Below are 17,121 nucleotides of genomic sequence, written 5' to 3'. Positions count from 1 at the left end.
CCACTACGTGTCCACGATTTGCGGGTAACCCCAATTCTTCCGCCTTCAGTGTTGACAGCACTGGGTGGTCTTGCAGCCGTATGGCTGCTGATCCTGTCTTCTTGAACTGTTTGCTCAGAGGGTCACAAAGAAGACAAACGCAGAACAAGACACGGTAAACCTGGGCGCCAAGTGGGGGCTGTTCGGTCTGTTTGCGGGCGCTGCCGTGCTCAGCCAAAATCTCGTTCCCGTGCACATCGCCTTCATCCCCATCATGCTCCCGCCGCTCTTGGAAGTCCTCAACCGACTGCGCATCGACCGCCGCGCCGTTGCCGTCGTACTCGCCTGCTCCATGAGTGCCAGCTGCCTGCTGCTGCCCACGGGCTTCGGCGCCATCTACCTCAACGAAATTCTGATGACCAACGTCAATGGGTTCGGCAATGCGCGGGGGCTCACTGTAACCCCTGATATGGCGTGGAAAGCGATGTTCTGGCCCGTTATGGGTCTGGCAGCCGGGATGCTCACGGCCGTTTTCTTCAGTTACCGCAAACCTCGCGACTACCCTCAGCTGCCGCAGGCAGACCGTCAGGCTGACGCGCAGGGGAGTGCGGGATCTGAGAAAGCTGTGTCGCTGCACCCGTTCCAGCTGATCATGACACTCATCGCGGTAACCGCGGCACTCATATTCCAGATTGCCTTCGATTCTCTGCTTGTCGGCGCAATGATCAGATTTCTCATCCTGACCCTGGCCGGCGTATTCCGGTGGAGGGAACAGGACGATGTCTTCACCCACGGCGTGCTCATGATGAGCCACATTGCCATCATCATCACCGTCGCCTCCGGCTTTGCCGGCCTGTTCATCACGATCGGCTTCGGAGATTCCTTTGCCAGTGTGCCGATCCTTGCTCCGATCTACATTCCTCTCGCATTGGAAAAGGGACTTGATCCTCTTGCCGCAGTCTGCCTGCTCGGTGCGGCGGCGGGCCTCGGAGACGCTGGCTCTCCAGCATCGACCATTTCTCTCGGCGTGACCTCCGGCCTGGCTGCCGATGGGCACCACGATCACATCCGAGACACCGTGATCCCAACGTTCCTGCACTGCAATATCGGCATGCTGCTGTTCGCCGGGATCGCGGTGCTCCTGCTGTAGAACCCACGGCGCTGCCGCAGCAGAAACACTCGGGGGCCGTCAGTCAGACTGACGGCCCCCGAGCTTTGAATCATTCGGCGCTGTCGCCGGGCTGCGTACTCGGAGCTTCTTGCGGTTCTTCCATGCCCCACACCTTCTTATAGAAGTCAGCCGAACGAGCCAGTGTCAGCTCGGCATAGGCATCATCATTGAGTGCTTGAGCAGAGTCGTGTGGAACGGCCTGAGAGAAGACCGATACGCCAATGCCAGCCTGACGGTCCTTGACTTCGAGACCGGCCACCTCCAGCAGGGTAGGCAGCATGTTCAGCTGATCGGCACCGGAACGAGGCTCGCCGAGGGGAAGCTTGCCGTCCTTGGTGCCGGGCATCCAGATGCGGCTGAATACCGAACGGTCGGTCTTGTCGTCCAGCTCTTCGTGGTAGACGTTCCAGTCGGCCATGTGCTTGAGGTGGTCGCCCATCAGGACAACCGAGGTGTCCTCGAGGATCCCCTCATCTTCCATGTGCTTGACAAAGCCGCCGACAGCTTCCGACGAGCACAGCCAAACCGATGCGAGTTCATCGTCTCCGGTGCGCTGCGGGCAGTCGTGGTAGCGGTGGATGGGCTCGTGGGAATCGAGCGTAAGAACCGAAAGGTTGAACGGCTGGCCCGTCTCGGCCGATTCGCGGTGCAGCGTCGAGACTTCGTCCTTGGCGTGCTCCATGAGACGGCGGTCGCTCAGACCCCAGTCGGGACGCATGTCCTTTTCCTTTTCGCCGATTTCCCTCCAGTGGGCGAGGTCTTTGATTTCGTCGTAGCCGTGCGTACGCAGGAACGAGCCCTTTGATGCGAATTCGGCACTTGCGCCGCCGAGGAACACGTTCTTGTAGCCGTTTTCCTTCAGGACATCGCCGAAGCAGTCGATGCCCGGCATGAAGTCGGCAACAGCGAGGTTGTTCATGACCTTGTCACCGGTGGCAGATCCCTTCCCCTTGAGTGGGATGCCGCACTGGGTGGATGTGATGCCGGCCATGGTCCAGCCGCCTCCGTTGTACTGCTTGAGGTCTGGAATTTCGCCCCAGCCCTTCGTGGCATCCTCCATGGGCTCCAGCATGTTCACCGGGAACAGTGAATCGTCAGCAAGGTGGTTTTCGGCAGACTCCACGTAGACCACCACGATGTTGCGTGCGTTCTTATTGCCCACGACGGTCGGCTCACGGTAATAGTCGCCAATGTTCATCGAGCTGCTGACGGATTTGATGTAGGTGGGAAGCTGAACTGCCGAAGAGAACGAGGTCGAACCGGTGATGACGGTTCCCCCGATGAGCAGGACGACAAGGGCGGAGGCCACACCTCGCACCGCCGCGTGTCGAATACGGCGGCGCGCAGCAGACAAGCGCAGGCGAGCCGACACGCGGTATCGGATCCAGAGTCGGCGACCCGCGAACAGCAGAGCGGTGATGGCAAGAGGCGCGACGATAACCCAGAAGACGGTGATCCAGACGTAGCCGCCGCCCTGACCGGCGCCGGCTATGTTGGTCAGCATCTGGTCGACGGTGATCTGTCCCCACTGCTTGCGGATGAAGATTCCGGTGAGGAGCAGTGCAACGCTTAAGAAGATGAGCGTCCACAAGGTAGCGGCACCGATGGTTCTGAGGATCCGGTGCTTAGCGGTGGTTTTCGGTCCCTTCACGTCTTCGCCTCTGAGTCAGTTGGTTTCGCAAGGTATGCCTGGGGAGTGCCCGCGGAAATAGAAAGCGAGCGCAGTTGGACATTCAATCATAGCCTGATGTTCACTTCTTTGTCTTTGCGGGTTCACACAGAAACCTGTCCCTCGCGCAGCGCGGGTGCGCCCCGGTGTGCATTCTGATAGGCGGACACACTAGGATAGAGCGCTGTGTGTCGCACGCACAGCCGCACGTGCCCGGGGGAGTGGCTCCTCGGTCGGCCTGCGGTGACGGCGACGTTCCCGTTAGTCAAATTTGAAGAGGTAGACAGTGAAGAGCTCCGTCGAACGCATTGAACCCACTCGGGTGAAGCTCAGCATCGAAGCGCCCTACGCCGATCTCAAGCCGAGCGTCGACGAGGCATACAAGGAGATCGCCAAGCAGGTCTCAATTCCCGGCTTCCGCCGCGGCAAAGTTCCCGCGCGCATCATCGACCAGCGCGTCGGCCGTGCAGCTGTCATCCAGGAGGCTGTCAACAACAGCCTTGACGGCTTCTTCCGCAAGGCTATTGCCGAAAACGACATCCAGCCGCTGGGCACCCCGGAAATCGAAGACCTCGAAATGCCGGGCCTGGACGGCAAAGAAGAGGGCGACCTGACCTTCACCGTCGAAGTCGACGCCGTGCCGGAGTTCGAACTGCCCGACTACTCGAGCCTCGAAGTTGAAGTTGAGCCGCTCGAAGTCACCGAAGAAGATGTCGAGCAGGAACTCGAAGCCCTGCGCGGCCGCTTTGGTTCGCTCAAGGCAGTTGACCGTCCTGCTGAGAAAGACGACTTCGTCACCCTCGACCTGACGGCCAAGATTGACGACGAAGAGATCGACTCGGCCTCCGAGGTTTCCTACCAGGTCGGTGCTGGCACCATGCTCGACGGCATGGACGAAGCACTCGAAGGCCTGTCGGCTGACGAAGAGACCACGTTCGAAACGAAGCTTGCCGGCGGCGAGCACGAAGGCGAAGAAGCGCAGGTGACCATCAAGCTCACCGCGGTCAAGGAACGCGAACTGCCCGAAGCAGATGACGACTTCGCCCAGCTTGCCTCCGAATTCGACACCATCGACGAACTCAAAGAAGACCTCAAGGCGCAGGCGAAGTCCAACAAGGAACTGCAGCAGGGTGTTGAGGCCCGCGACAAGGTCCTCGAACTGCTCATCGAAAAGCTCGACCTTCCGGTGCCTTCGCGCATTGTCGAAGACGAAGTCAAGCGCCACCTCGAAGGCGAAGGCCGCGAAGAAGACGACGAGCACGCAGCAGAGGTCCGCGAGCAGACTGAAAAGCAGCTGCGCGCTCAGTTCATCCTCGACAAGGTGCAGGATGCCGAAGAGATCGAGGTCACCCAGCCCGAACTCATTGAGTACATCATCACCTCCGCTCAGCAGTACGGCATGAACCCCAACGACTTCGCTCAGGCCCTTGACCAGTCCGGTCAGGTTGGCGCCGTCGCAGGCGAAGTCGGCCGTCGCAAGGCGCTGGCCGCGGTTCTCGCAAAGGCTGTCGTGAAGGACACCAAGGGCGAAGTCATCGACATGACCGAATTCACCAAGGGTTCGGAAGAAGCTGAGGAAGCCGAAGAAGAAGCTTCGGAAGACTGACCCACCCCCCTGTTTAGGCAGGTTGACCAGACGAGGCGGAGCCCAGCTCCGCCTCGTCTGCTTTTGTTTTCGACTGCTCGAAAAGCGGGTCGTGCGGGGCCTGGCCGTTCGCACGCACCTTGCGCTCAGCTCGCTGTGGCGCACGGGTTTTCACGCTCATGGCGAACATCCGGACCGGCTGGACTAAAAGTTGCGCGCGGGCGGTTAGGGTCAAGAGAAATCAACCCACAGGAGAAACTTGTGAGCAAACACGAACTGACCGCGCCGGTCGCCTCGGAGGGCACGGCGGGCATGGGTTTGGATGACCACATCTTCAACCGTCTGCTGAAAGAGCGGATCATCTGGCTCGGCTCGGAAGTCCGCGACTCCAATGCGAATCGCATCTGCGCCCAGATGATGCTGCTGGCGGCAGAAGATCCCGATCGCGACATCTGGCTGTACATCAATTCGCCCGGCGGCTCCGTTACGGCAGGCATGGCAATCTACGACACCATGCAGTACATCAAGCCCGACGTGGGCACCGTCGCAATGGGCATGGCGGCTTCTATGGGCCAGTTCCTGCTGTCCTCGGGTGCTAAGGGCAAGCGCTTCGCCACTCCGCACGCGCGAATCCTCATGCACCAGCCCCTCGGCGGCATCGGCGGCACTGCCACGGACATCAAGATCCAGGCAGAGCTCATCCTGCACATGAAGAAGCAGATGGCCGAACTGACAGCAGAGCAGACGGGCAAGTCGCTCGAGCAGATTCTCAAGGACAACGACCGCGACCACTGGTTCACTGCAGATGAAGCCCTGGACTACGGCTTCATCGACAAGGTCGTCACCCACGCCGCTGACGTGCCGGATGGCCGCTGAACCGCATTCCCAAGGAGAAGAAATGGCTGACCTCTATTCCGGCGGTGCCGGATACTACGGCGGAACCGCCGGCAACATGCCGAACTCGCGGTACGTCATGCCCCAGTTCGAAGAGCGCACCCCCTACGGCTTCAAGCGGCAGGACCCGTACACCAAGCTGTTCGAAGATCGGGTGATCTTCCTGGGGGTCCAGGTGGATGACACCTCCGCAGACGATGTCATGGCGCAGCTTCTTGTGCTCGAAGCCCAGGACCCCGACCGCGACATCACCCTGTACATCAACTCGCCCGGAGGGTCGTTCACAGCGCTGACGGCCATCTACGACACGATGCAGTACATCAAGCCGCAGATCCAGACCGTCTGCCTGGGCCAGGCGGCATCGGCCGCTGCCGTGCTGCTAGCGGCCGGTACGCCCGGAAAGCGTCTCGCGCTGCCGAACGCGCGGGTGCTCATCCACCAGCCGGCCATGCAGGGCGGCGGCCAAGGGCAGGCCTCGGACATCGAAATCCAGGCAAACGAGGTTCTGCGCATGCGCCTATGGCTGGAGAACACCTTGGCCAAACACACCGGGCAGGATGCCGCGAAGGTCAACACCGACATCGAGCGCGACCTGTTCCTGACAGCCGAAGAAGCCAAGGAATACGGTCTTGTCGACCAGGTGCTCAGCTCGCGCAAGGGCGCTGACTGACCCCTGGATGTGAGCGCACAGGCGCTGCTTGCAGCACGGGGCCGTCGGGGAAATCCCGACGGCCTCTTGCGTCTGTGATGTACTGACGGCTGTGCCAGCAGATGCGGTGAGGCAAGCAGCGCGAACTCCTGTGGCTGACAGCACCCGGTCTGGCATCGACACGCGACAGAGGTCGCGGCGCATACTCGCACAGTGTGAAAGACTCGACTAGTACAGCAATCTGATCTTCCCGGTACGGCCGGGCGCGAAAGGCAGTGTGAATGGCTCGCAGCAGTGAGGGAGCAGAGCTCCTCAAGTGCAACTTCTGCGGCAAATCGCAGAAGCAGGTCCGCAAACTCATCGCCGGGCCAGGCGTCTACATCTGCGACGAGTGCATTGGCCTGTGCAACGAAATCATCGAAGAAGAACTCGGCCAGCCAGACGCGCCTGCTGAGAAGCTCGAACTGCCCAAACCACACGAAATCTACAGCCACCTCGACGAGTACGTTGTCGGCCAGGATGCCGCCAAGCGGTCATTGGCCGTGGCCGTGTACAACCACTACAAGCGAATCAACGCCTTGGAAGACGGCAAGGGCAACGACGGCGGCGTGGAAATCGCAAAGTCGAACATCCTCCTTGTCGGTCCTACCGGCTCTGGCAAAACCTATTTGGCGCAGACGCTCGCACGGATGCTCAACGTTCCCTTCGCGGTAGCCGACGCCACGGCGCTGACTGAAGCCGGCTATGTCGGCGAAGACGTCGAGAACATTCTGCTCAAGCTCATTCAGGCGGCGGACTTCGACGTCGAACGTGCCCAGAAGGGCATCATCTACATCGACGAAATCGACAAAATCTCGCGGAAGTCTGAAAACCCGTCGATCACACGCGACGTTTCCGGTGAGGGCGTTCAGCAGGCACTTCTGAAGATTCTCGAAGGCACCGTCGCCTCCGTGCCGCCGCAGGGCGGACGCAAGCACCCGCAGCAGGACTTCATTCAGATCGACACGACGAATGTCCTGTTCATCGTCGCCGGCGCATTTGCCGGAATGGAAGAGATCGTAGCTGCGCGCAAGGGCCGCCACGGCGTTGGCTTTGGGGCGCCGATCCACTCAAAAGACGACGAAATCGACCTCTACGCAGAAATGCAGCCCGAGGATCTCCTCAAGTTCGGGCTCATTCCCGAATTCATCGGTCGTCTGCCCGTTCTGACCGCGGTGGGAGATCTCGACCGCGAATCGCTCGTCACCATCCTTTCGGAACCGAAGAACGCGCTCGTCAAGCAGTACCAGGCGATGTTCTCCTACGACGGTGTGGAACTGGAGTTCTCATCTGAAGCGCTTGAGTCCATTGCAGACCTCGCGCTGCTGCGGGGGACCGGTGCGCGAGGACTGCGTTCGATCATGGAAGAAGTCCTGCAGCCGGTCATGTTCGATCTGCCCAGCCGCGATGACATCGCCAAGGTGCTCGTCACCCGCGAAACAGTCGAAGAGAACGCTGCTCCCACCCTCGTCCCACACAAACAGTCTGGCCAGCAGCGAAGGAAGACCGCCTGACGTAAAGCTGCTGACACAAAGCAGAAGAACCCGAACAGCAGAAAACACAAGAGCGCGCCGCTTCAAGCGGCGCGCTCTGCGCATTCAGAAGTCGCTACTTCTTGTCTGCAGCCGGTGCGAATTCGACATCGGCAACGCGTGGGCCTTCTGCATCTGCGGCGACTTCGAGGACGAGATCGGCTACGCGGCCGGCGGCCTGCAGGTCGCTCTGGGCTGCGGCAATCGTGTCGATGTCAGCCTGGGGTGCGCGCAGAGTGGCCTTGACGATCTCGGTGCGCTGAGACACCTTGGCCTCTGTCTTGGTCCGGCGAATTTCCGAGAGCGCCTGTGAGACTGTCTCCAAGAATTCGCCTGCGTCGTCCTGTTCCGGGACGCTGCCAGGTGCCGGCCATGCCTGAGCGTGCACCGAGCCTTCCTGCCACCAGCTCCACACTTCCTCCGTTACGAACGGCATGAAAGGTGCGAACAGGCGCAGGGAAGTCTCCAGTGCGGTGGCCAGGGTGACATGTGCTGAGCGCTGCTGTTCTTGCCCTGCCGCACCGTAGGAACGGTCCTTGATGAGCTCAACGTAGTCGTCGGTGAACTCCCAGAAGAAGGACTCAGCTTCCATGAGGGCGTGCGCGTAGTCGTAGTCCTCAAAGAACTTGCCGGCCCTGTTGACTGTCTTCGACAATGCCGTCAGCAGGGCCTTGTCCAGCGGATTGATGACATCCTCAAGCTGGCCCACATGACCGGAGTGGACGCCCTGGGCCAGAGCGAACTTCGACGCGTTGAGGATCTTCATGGCCAAGCGGCGGCCAATCTGCATTTGGGATACGTCGTAGGCGGTGTCGACCCCCAAGCGCGCCGACGACGCCCAGTAGCGGACGGCATCCGGACCGAAGCCGGGCTTGTTTTCCGCCAGAATGTCCGAGGGCACAACGACATTGCCCTTAGACTTCGACATCTTCTTGCGGTCCGGGTCGAGGATCCAGCCCGACAGGGCAGTGTGCGACCACGGAACGGAGTCGTTGAGCGCATTGGCCCGCACGACCGTGGAGAACAGCCACGTGCGGATGATGTCGTGCCCCTGCGGTCGCAGATCGAACGGGAAGACCTTGCTGAAGAGGTCGTCGTCAGTGTTCCATCCGCCGACGATCTGCGGGGTGAGTGAGGATGTGGCCCAGGTGTCGAGAACATCCGGTTCGCCCATGAAGCCGCCGGGCTGGTCGCGCTGTTCTGGACTGAAGCCCTCGGGTGTCTCCTGCAGCGGGTCGACCGGCAGGGACTCCGAGTCCGGAACAATCGGGTTGTCGTAGTCGGGATTGCCCTCGGCGTCCAAGCGGTACCACAGCGGGATGGGCACACCGAAATAGCGCTGACGGGAGACCAGCCAGTCGCCGTTGAGGCCTTCGACCCAGTTTTCGTAGCGGGCGCGCATGAAGCCGGGCAGCCACCTAAGTTCGCGGCCGCGGGTAATGAGGTCATCGCGAAGCTCGGCAGAGCGGCCGCCGTTGCGGATGTACCACTGGCGGCTGGTGACGACCTCGAGCGGCTTCTCGCCGCGCTCGTAGAACGGCACGGGGTGGGTGATCGGCTGCGGAGCCTCAATGAGGTCGCCGGACTCTTCGAGCAGTTCGACAATCGTCTTGCGTGCCGTGAAGGTCGTCATGCCGGCCAGCTTCTGGTACTGCTCGGCGGCGTCGGCCTTGGCGGAGTCTGCAATCCATTCGGGGGTTTCAAGTTCGAGACGGCCGGCGCGGTTGACTACTGCGCGCAGAGGCAGTTCGAGCTCGCGCCACCATGTGACGTCGGTGAGATCGCCGAACGTACACACCATGGCAATGCCGGTGCCCTTGTCAGACTGGGCGAGTTCGTGGGCGCGGACTTCAACTTCCACACCGAAGATGGGTGATGTGTACTTCGTGCCGAACTTGTCTTTGTAGCGTTCGTCATCCGGGTGGGCTACGAGGGCGACCACGGCGGGAATGAGCTCGGGGCGTGATGTGACGATCACGATGGGCTCTTCCGAGGTGTCGGCAAGACCGTCGGGTCCGGCGGGGAAGAAGGTGACCTTGTGATACGCGCCTTCGCGTTCGCGGTCTTCCAGTTCAGCCTGGGCGACCGCGGTGCCGAATGTGACGTCCCACATGGTGGGTGCGTCTTGTGAATATGCCTGGCCGCGGGCGAGTTCGTCGAGGAATGCCCGCTGCGAGACTTCGCGGGAGTGAGCGTCAATCGTCCGGTAGGAGTGCTTCCAGTCGACTGACAGGCCGACCTTGCGGAACAGGTCTTCGAATATCTTTTCGTCTTCGCCGGACAGTTCGAGGCACAGCTCGATGAACTTTTGGCGCGATACGTGTTTGAAGTCGCGCGGATTGCGCGGGACCTTGGTCGGCAGTTCGAAGTCGTCGCCCTCGTAGGGCAGGGACGGGTCGCAGGTGACGCCGTAGTAGTTCTGCACGCGGCGTTCTGTGGGCAGTCCGTTGTCGTCCCATCCCAGCGGGTAGAAGACGTTTCTGCCGGTCATCCGCTTGTAGCGGGCCAGAACATCGGTCTGGGTGTAGGAGAACACGTGGCCGACGTGCAGTGATCCCGACGCCGTCGGCGGGGGAGTGTCGATCGAGTAGACCTCCTCGCGCGTCGTGTCGCGGTCGAAGGCGTATGTTTGCTCTTCCGCCCAGCGTGCGTCCCATTTTTCTTGGAGACCTTCGAGGGCGGGCTTGTCAGGCAAATGCACCGAGTCATGTGTGCGAGAACCAAAATCCATAGCGTCATTGTCCCAGACCGCGGCGGGGATTGGGCCCGGGGCTGTTCTGTGCGGTCCCCGGGCGCGAGGTGCCGCTGAGCTTGGCGGGTGCTCGGCGCCATTTCTCAACTACAGTAATCGGGCGGGGCCCGCTGAGCGGGCCGGAAGCTGAGAGGGGAAGCTATGAGTCAACTGCGCGCGGTTGTGACAGGAGCGAGTTCGGGAATCGGAGCTTCGACCGTGGAGAAGCTCACAGAACTCGGCTGGAGCGTTGTCGCCCTGGCCCGTCGCGAAGATCGCCTGCGAGAGCTGGCTGCGAAGACCGGGTGTGACTATCAGGTCTGCGATGTAGCCGACGGCGCTTCGGTTGTTGCCGCGGCTGAGAGAATCACTGCCGAAGGCCCAGTGCACGCCCTGGTGGCCAATGCCGGTCTGGCTATCGGCAACGACTGGGTCGAAAACGCCTCACCGGACAGCTGGGCGCAGGAGTACAACATCAACGTGCTCGGCATTCTGCGCAGCGTGCGTGCGTTCCTGCCGGCCCTGGAAGCAAGCGGGCGCGGGGACATCCTGCTCATGGGCTCGACCGCCGGGCTCATCCAGTACGAAGGCGGTGGAGGCTACGTAGCATCTAAGCACGGCGTTCATGCGGTGGCAGGCACTCTGCGACTCGAGCTGGCCGGTCGTCCGGTTCGGGTGATGGAGATCGCGCCGGGCATGGTCGCAACACCGGAGTTCTCACTGAAGCGAATGGGTTCGCAGGAAGCCGCCGACACCGTCTACGAAGGCGTAGAGAACCCGCTGACGGAAGACGACATCGCCGATGCCGTCGTGTGGAGCCTGACCCGACCGCATCACGTCAATGTCGACCTCATGGTGCTGCGGCCGATCGCCCAGGCAGCTCAGCACAAGGTGGCGCGCAACGCGGGGCTGTGAGCGACTTCGGCAGCATTCGCAGTGGGGTAAGATCAGACCTGCGTTGATCCGGCTATCACCGGGGAGCATCCGGAAGAAAAGCCTGCACAGCTCAGGCGAGCTTCGCCTCGTGAGCTTCAGGCCCAGTAGAACCGGACGGGTGGGCCCGTCACAGCCTTTGAGCGATCCGCGTCAGCGGATAAGCGGGGTGGTACCGCGGCAGCCTTCGGGCAGTCGTCCTCGCACGGATGAAACCGTAAACGGGTTCGGTGCCGCCGGACCCGCGAATAAAGGACGCTCATGACTGAGAACATCTATCCCAAGCAGACGACCTCTGCTTTCGGCATGTCCTCCAGCCCGGACTTCCCGGCCCTGGAAAAGGACGTTCTGAAGTTCTGGAACGACAACAGCATCTTCCAGGAATCCATTGACAACCGCGATGCCGGCAAAAACGGCGAAAACGAATTCGTCTTCTACGACGGCCCTCCCTTCGCCAACGGCCTGCCGCACTACGGGCACTTGCTGACCAGCTACGTCAAAGACGTCGTACCGCGCTACCAGACCATGCGGGGCAAGCGCGTGGAGCGCCGCTTCGGCTGGGACACCCACGGGCTGCCCGCTGAGCTTGAGGCCATGCGCCAGCTGGGGCTGAAGACCAAAGACGAAATCCTTGACATGGGCATTGACAAGTTCAATGCCGCAGCCCGGGAATCGGTGCTCAAATACACCGACGAATGGGAAGAGTACGTCGGTCGCATGGGCCGCTGGGTGGACTTTGAAAACGACTACAAGACGCTCAACCCCACGTTTATGGAGTCCGTCCTGTGGGTCTTCAAGACGCTCTACGACAAGGGACTGATCTACGAGGGCTTCCGAGTTCTGCCCTACTGCTGGTCAGACGAAACCCCGCTGTCGAACCACGAACTGCGCATGGACGACGACGTCTACAAAGACCGGCAGGACCCGGCTGTCACCGTCGGTCTTCGCTGCACGTCCGGCCCACTGGCCGACTCGACGCTGAAAGACGCCCGCTTCCTCATCTGGACGACCACTCCGTGGACGCTTCCGTCTAACCTCGCGGTCGTCGTCGGAGCGGACATCGACTACTTCGTCGTCGAATCCGACGGGCCCACCGGCAGCACGCAGCGCTACGTCATCGCCAAGGAGCGCCTGGCCGCATACGCCCGCGAACTCGGCGAAGAGCCGACGGTTGTTGCCGAACTCAAAGGCTCTGACCTGCTGGGTCACACCTACGCTCCGCCGTTTGGCTACTTTGCCGACCACGACAACGCTTTCCGCATCCTCGACGGCGACTTCGTCACCACGAGTGACGGTACGGGACTCGTGCACACCGCAGGCGCCTTCGGTGAGGACGACTACGTTGTCACGCAAGCCGCGGGAATCGAAGCTGTCATGCCCGTGGGCCCCGACGGACGCTTCACCGCCCCGGCAGTCGACTACGTCGGCGATCTCGTATTCGACGCCAACCCCAAGATCATCCGCCACCTCAAAAAGGCCACGGCCGGTGAAGGCGACACCGGCTCCGTCACCGACGGCACCGTCCTGGTGCGGCACGAAACCTACAACCACTCGTATCCGCACTGCTGGCGATGCCGCAATCCGCTCATCTATAAGGGCGTGTCCTCGTGGTTTGTCAGCGTCACCGAGTTCAAAGACCGGATGCTTGCCAACAACGAGCTGATCAACTGGGCGCCTGACAACGTCAAGCACGGTCAGTTCGGAAAATGGCTGGAAAACGCGCGCGACTGGTCGATCACGCGCAACCGCTTCTGGGGCAGCCCCGTGCCGGTGTGGAAGTCGGACAACCCCGACTACCCCCGCATTGACGTCTACGGCAGCTTTGAGGAGATCGAGCGCGACTTCGGCCGTCTGCCGCTGAACCACGACGGCCAGCCGGACCTGCACCGACCCTTCATCGACGAGCTGACCCGGCCCAACCCGGACGATCCGACCGGCAAGTCCACCATGCGCCGCGTGGAGGACATCCTCGACGTGTGGTTCGACTCCGGTTCTATGCCCTACGGACAGGTGCACTACCCGTTTGACAATAAGGAATGGTTCGACAACCACTACCCGGCGGACTTCATCGTCGAGTACATCGGGCAGACCCGCGGGTGGTTCTACACGCTGCACATTCTGGCGTCGGCGCTGTTCGACAAGCCCGCATTCCGCGATGTCATCTGCCACGGCATCGTCCTGGGCTCCGACGGCAACAAGATGTCGAAGTCGCTGCGCAACTACCCGGACGTCAACGAAGTGTTCGAGCGCGATGGATCCGACGCCATGCGCTGGTTCCTCATGTCCAGCCCCGTGCTGCGCGGCGGCAACCTCATCGTCACCGAGCAGGGCATCCGCGACTCCGTACGCCAGATCATCCTGCCGGCGTGGAATGCCTGGCACTTCTTCGCCACGTACTCCAACACGGCAGATGCTCCAGGCGAAACACCCGCCGAAGGGAAATCCGGTTCCGGCTACCGGGCAGGCCACCGCTATCAGTCCTCGCAGGTGCTCGACCAGTACCTGCTGGCGAAGACACGCGACTTCATCGACAGCTTCGCCAAGCACATGGACGAGTACGATCTGTGGAGTGCATGCGGGCTGTTCCGCGAACACCTGGACATGCTCACCAACTGGTACGTCCGCCGCTCCCGGCGCCGCTTCTGGGAAGGAACGGAGCAGACACACGAAACCTTCGATGTCTTCTACACCTGCTTCGAGGCGTTCCTCAAGGTTGCCGCTCCGCTGCTGCCGTTCACGATCGAAGAGATCTATCGCGGTCTGACGGGCGAACGCTCGGTCCACCTGGCTGACTACCCGGACAGCTCGCTGTTCGAAGCCGATCCTGAACTGGTCAGGGCAATGGACCTCACCCGGTCGATCTGCTCGGTCGGTTCGAGCCTGCGCAAGGCGGAAAAGCTGCGCGTGCGCCTGCCCCTGGCCCGCCTGACCGTCGCCACAGATGTTGAGCTGGGCGAAGAATTCACGTCGATCATCGCCGACGAACTCAATGTTCGCGAAGTCGTCGTCATGCCTGTTGAAAAGGCAGAAGAGGCAGGCTTCAAACTCGAACAGAAGCTCACCGTCAACGCCCGTGCGGCCGGTCCGCGCCTGGGCAAGAACGTCCAGGCCGCCATCAAGGGCTCCAAGTCCGGCGGCTGGTCGGTCAGCGACGGTGTCGTCACCGCCGGGGGCATTGAGCTGCAGGAAGGCGAATACACCCTCGAGGACGTCGCAGAATCCGGTCAGGACGGCATTGTTCTGGCGCCCACGGAATCGGGCTTCGTGGCACTCGACACGGTTGTGACTGACGAACTGCGGGCAGAAGGCCAGGCGCGCGACACCATCCGCGCCATCCAGAGCGCCCGCAAGGAACTCGACCTGCACGTCTCAGACCGCATCGATGTGACAGTCAGCGTTCCAGCCGAAGCCGCGGAAGCGCTGAGCGGCTACAGCGACCTCATTGCGAAGGAAACCCTGGCCGAAACCCTGCGGATCACCCAGGAGCCGCTCGGCGAAGGACAGGTGTTTCAAGCCGCTGAGCTCGCCGAAGGTGCCGCCGTTCGCGTGGAGAAGCACGCATGACGAATCCCGAACCGACGGGCCTGCAGCTGGCCGAAGCCGCGCTGCAGGCCCGGGCGGGCGAAACCGAGATCGAACTGCGCCTGGACGCCACCCTGCGGGTGTGCCAGCTGCTCGGCGACATCCACCGGGCAGCCCCGGTCATCATGGTCGCCGGAACAAACGGCAAAACCTCAACGGTCCGCATGGTCGATGCGCTGCTGAGCGCACACGATCTGCGCGTCGGCCGGTTCTCCAGCCCCCACCTGCACTCCGTCACAGAGCGGATCGCAGTCGACGGCGCCCCGGTTGCCGACGACGAATTCGTGCGAGTATTCGGCGAAATCCGCCCGTTTCTCGACATCGTCGACGCCGAACTGACAGGAGACGGGCGACCGACGCTCACATATTTTGAAGCGCTGACCGTGCTCGCGTTCGCCGTATTCGCTGACGCCCCCGTCGACGTCTTCGTGCTCGAGGTCGGGATGGGCGGTCAATGGGACTCAACCAATGTGGCTGACGCCGACGTCTGCGGCTTCACCCACATCAGCCTGGATCACCAGGTGTTCCTCGGAGACACCCTGACCGAAATCGCCGCCGCAAAGGCCGGGATCCTCGACAGGACGCAGGACGACAGCCCAGCGCCGACGCCCTCGGCTGTCATCGGCAGCCAGGACGACGAGGCGGCAGCCGAGCTCGAACGTCAGCTGGCCGACCGCGGGCTCACCGGGCGCTGGTTCGGCCGCGAGTTCGAAGTCCTCGAAGCCAAACAGGCCGTTGACGGACAGCTTTTCACCATGCGCGGGGCCTATGACGTCTACAGCGATCTGTTCCTACCGCTGCTGGGCCGCCACCAGGTCGACAACGCCGCCGCTGCAGTCGCAATCGTCGAACAGTTCCTCGGCACGGAGGACAAACCTCTGAACACGGACACGATCGGCACCGGGCTGAGCACCGTCACATCGCCGGGTCGCATGGAGGTTATGCGCTCCGATCCGACGATCGTCGTCGACGGCGCCCACAACCCAGACGCTGCAGAAGCTCTGAGGGAAGCGCTGGCAGACTCCTTCGATTTCTCGGACGTCGTAGCCGTCGTCGCAGTGTACGAAGACAAAGACGTGCACGGGCTTTTGGAGCACATCTACCGCACCGCGGGCAGGATCGTCGTGTCGCAGGCCCAGAGCCCCCGCGCGCTGAGCTCCCACAAGCTCGCGCAGGCCGCTGAAGAATGGTGGGACCCGGACGATGTCATCCGAACCGACAACCTCAACGACGCGCTCATGCGTGCCGTTGACCTTGCGCTTGATGACCCTGAGCGCAGCACGGGAATTGTTGTGACCGGTTCGCTGTCAACCGTTGCCGAGGCCCGCACCCTGCTGGGCCGAAAGGATGCTCAATGACGCAGGAGACCCCTGCTGAACTTCCACAGCTTCCGCTGAAGTCGAAGCTGCCGATTCTCGGTGGGACCGTTCTCATTTCCGAGGCGATCATCGTCTACTTCGCCCTGCTGGTCGGCTACGGGCTTCAGCCGCTGCCGTTCGGCTGGCTTGTTGCAGGGGCCGTGGTGCTCGGCGCTCTGTGCATCACCGCGACGGTGACCTTGCCGAAGAAGGCCGGCCAGAAAGGCCTCGGGATTGCGCTGGGGTGGATGATTCAGCTGCTCATACTGGCAAGCGGTATTGTTTTGGGCGGTCTTGCCGTCGTCGCAGCCGTCTTCGGCACTATGTGGGCCGTCGGCGTGTACTGGGGCCGGCGGATTGACCGCGAAGCCACCGCCTACGTCAAACAGGCCTATAGCGCGGGTACGCCCGCTGCACCCGGAGATCAGGAGAAAGAGGAATGATGAAGGAACGCACACTCGTACTTGTCAAGCCCGATGGCGTTGAACGCGGCCTCGTCGGTGAAGTCATCGCTCGGCTGGAGAAGAAGGGCTACGAGATCAGCGCCATGAAGATGGTTCGCGCCGACCACTCCATGCTCAGCCGTCATTACGAAGAACACGAGGGCAAGCCGTTCTACGAACCGCTGCTGGAGTACATGGGCAGCGGATCTGCGGTTGCGATCGTCGTCACCGGCGAAGAGGTGATCGAAGCCTTCCGGGTGATGGCCGGAACCACCAACCCGACAACCGCGGCGCCCGGTTCAATTCGCGGTGACTTCGGCCGTTCCTGGGGCGAGGGTGTTGTTAAGAACATTGTCCACGGATCGGATTCGACCCTGTCGGCAGAACGCGAAATCAAGATCTGGTTCCCCGAGCTCGGCTGACTTTCCAGACCAGAAGAAGCCGACCTCCACCTCGTGATGCGAGGGCCTCGTCATACGAGGCGGAGGTCGGCTTCTTCTGTTGGGCCGCGGTCCGTTCGGGATTGTCTGCAGACCCGACGGACCAGACGAACCCT

General features: G+C 61.9%; 12 protein-coding genes. 10 read left to right on the top strand and 2 right to left on the bottom strand.

Going from position 1 to position 17,121, the window contains the following annotated elements:
• The first annotated feature begins 205 nt into the window (after positions 1-205).
• The gene (locus HMPREF3162_RS03535) at positions 206-1,129 is read left to right on the top strand and encodes a Na+/H+ antiporter NhaC family protein (protein WP_256282675.1); all 924 of its coding nucleotides are present in this window, start codon (positions 206-208) and stop codon (positions 1,127-1,129) included.
• Between the two features lie 70 nt (positions 1,130-1,199).
• On the opposite strand, the gene HMPREF3162_RS03530 is transcribed toward HMPREF3162_RS03535, so the two are convergent.
• A complete protein-coding gene (locus HMPREF3162_RS03530; protein ID WP_226829151.1) occupies positions 1,200-2,801 on the bottom strand; it encodes a sulfatase-like hydrolase/transferase in 1,602 nt (533 codons plus the stop codon).
• Positions 2,802-3,105: 304 nt separating this feature from the next.
• Here HMPREF3162_RS03530 and tig point away from each other — a divergent pair, with 304 nt between their 5' ends.
• From tig to clpX, 4 genes are all read left to right on the top strand, one after another.
• The gene (tig, locus tag HMPREF3162_RS03525) at positions 3,106-4,425 is read left to right on the top strand and encodes a trigger factor (RefSeq protein ID WP_070572960.1); all 1,320 of its coding nucleotides are present in this window, start codon (positions 3,106-3,108) and stop codon (positions 4,423-4,425) included.
• Between the two features lie 240 nt (positions 4,426-4,665).
• The gene (locus HMPREF3162_RS03520) at positions 4,666-5,280 is read left to right on the top strand and encodes an ATP-dependent Clp protease proteolytic subunit (protein WP_370919375.1); all 615 of its coding nucleotides are present in this window, start codon (positions 4,666-4,668) and stop codon (positions 5,278-5,280) included.
• Between the two features lie 22 nt (positions 5,281-5,302).
• Positions 5,303-5,968 (top strand): ATP-dependent Clp protease proteolytic subunit, encoded by a 666-nt coding sequence (locus tag HMPREF3162_RS03515; protein WP_070573047.1) that lies wholly within the window; start codon positions 5,303-5,305, stop codon positions 5,966-5,968.
• A gap of 260 nt (positions 5,969-6,228) precedes the next feature.
• Positions 6,229-7,500 (top strand): ATP-dependent Clp protease ATP-binding subunit ClpX, encoded by a 1,272-nt coding sequence (gene clpX / locus HMPREF3162_RS03510; protein ID WP_070572959.1) that lies wholly within the window; start codon positions 6,229-6,231, stop codon positions 7,498-7,500.
• Between the two features lie 94 nt (positions 7,501-7,594).
• Here clpX and valS read toward each other — a convergent pair whose 3' ends face one another.
• Positions 7,595-10,249: a valine--tRNA ligase gene (gene valS / locus HMPREF3162_RS03505; protein ID WP_070776931.1), complete on the bottom strand. Its 2,655-nt coding sequence runs from the start codon at positions 10,247-10,249 to the stop codon at positions 7,595-7,597.
• A gap of 162 nt (positions 10,250-10,411) precedes the next feature.
• Between valS and HMPREF3162_RS03500 the strand changes: the two genes are divergently transcribed.
• The 5 genes from HMPREF3162_RS03500 to ndk all read left to right on the top strand — a co-directional run bounded on the left by HMPREF3162_RS03500 (position 10,412) and on the right by ndk (position 16,987).
• On the top strand, positions 10,412-11,164 hold the full coding sequence (locus HMPREF3162_RS03500) for an SDR family oxidoreductase (RefSeq protein WP_070572955.1): 753 nt from the start codon (positions 10,412-10,414) through the stop codon (positions 11,162-11,164).
• A 279-nt stretch (positions 11,165-11,443) separates the two neighbouring features.
• Positions 11,444-14,746 carry an isoleucine--tRNA ligase gene (gene ileS, locus HMPREF3162_RS03495; RefSeq protein WP_070776930.1) on the top strand — a complete coding sequence of 1,101 codons (3,303 nt, stop codon included), beginning with the start codon at positions 11,444-11,446 and terminating at the stop codon, positions 14,744-14,746.
• Positions 14,743-16,122 carry a bifunctional folylpolyglutamate synthase/dihydrofolate synthase gene (locus HMPREF3162_RS03490; protein ID WP_070776929.1) on the top strand — a complete coding sequence of 460 codons (1,380 nt, stop codon included), beginning with the start codon at positions 14,743-14,745 and terminating at the stop codon, positions 16,120-16,122. Before ileS ends, HMPREF3162_RS03490 begins: the two co-directional genes overlap by 4 nt.
• Positions 16,119-16,565, top strand: coding sequence for a DUF4233 domain-containing protein (locus HMPREF3162_RS03485; RefSeq protein ID WP_070572949.1), 447 nt, complete (start codon positions 16,119-16,121; stop codon positions 16,563-16,565). Before HMPREF3162_RS03490 ends, HMPREF3162_RS03485 begins: the two co-directional genes overlap by 4 nt.
• Complete coding sequence (ndk, locus tag HMPREF3162_RS03480; protein ID WP_070573043.1) at positions 16,565-16,987, top strand: nucleoside-diphosphate kinase; 423 nt, start codon at positions 16,565-16,567, stop codon at positions 16,985-16,987. The genes HMPREF3162_RS03485 and ndk overlap by 1 nt, the downstream gene beginning before the upstream one ends.
• Positions 16,988-17,121: the final 134 nt, after the last annotated feature.

This window comes from Brevibacterium sp. HMSC07C04 (assembly GCF_001815905.1).
Taxonomy (GTDB): domain Bacteria; phylum Actinomycetota; class Actinomycetes; order Actinomycetales; family Brevibacteriaceae; genus Brevibacterium.
This window is presented reverse-complemented; position numbering and strand designations above follow the sequence as displayed.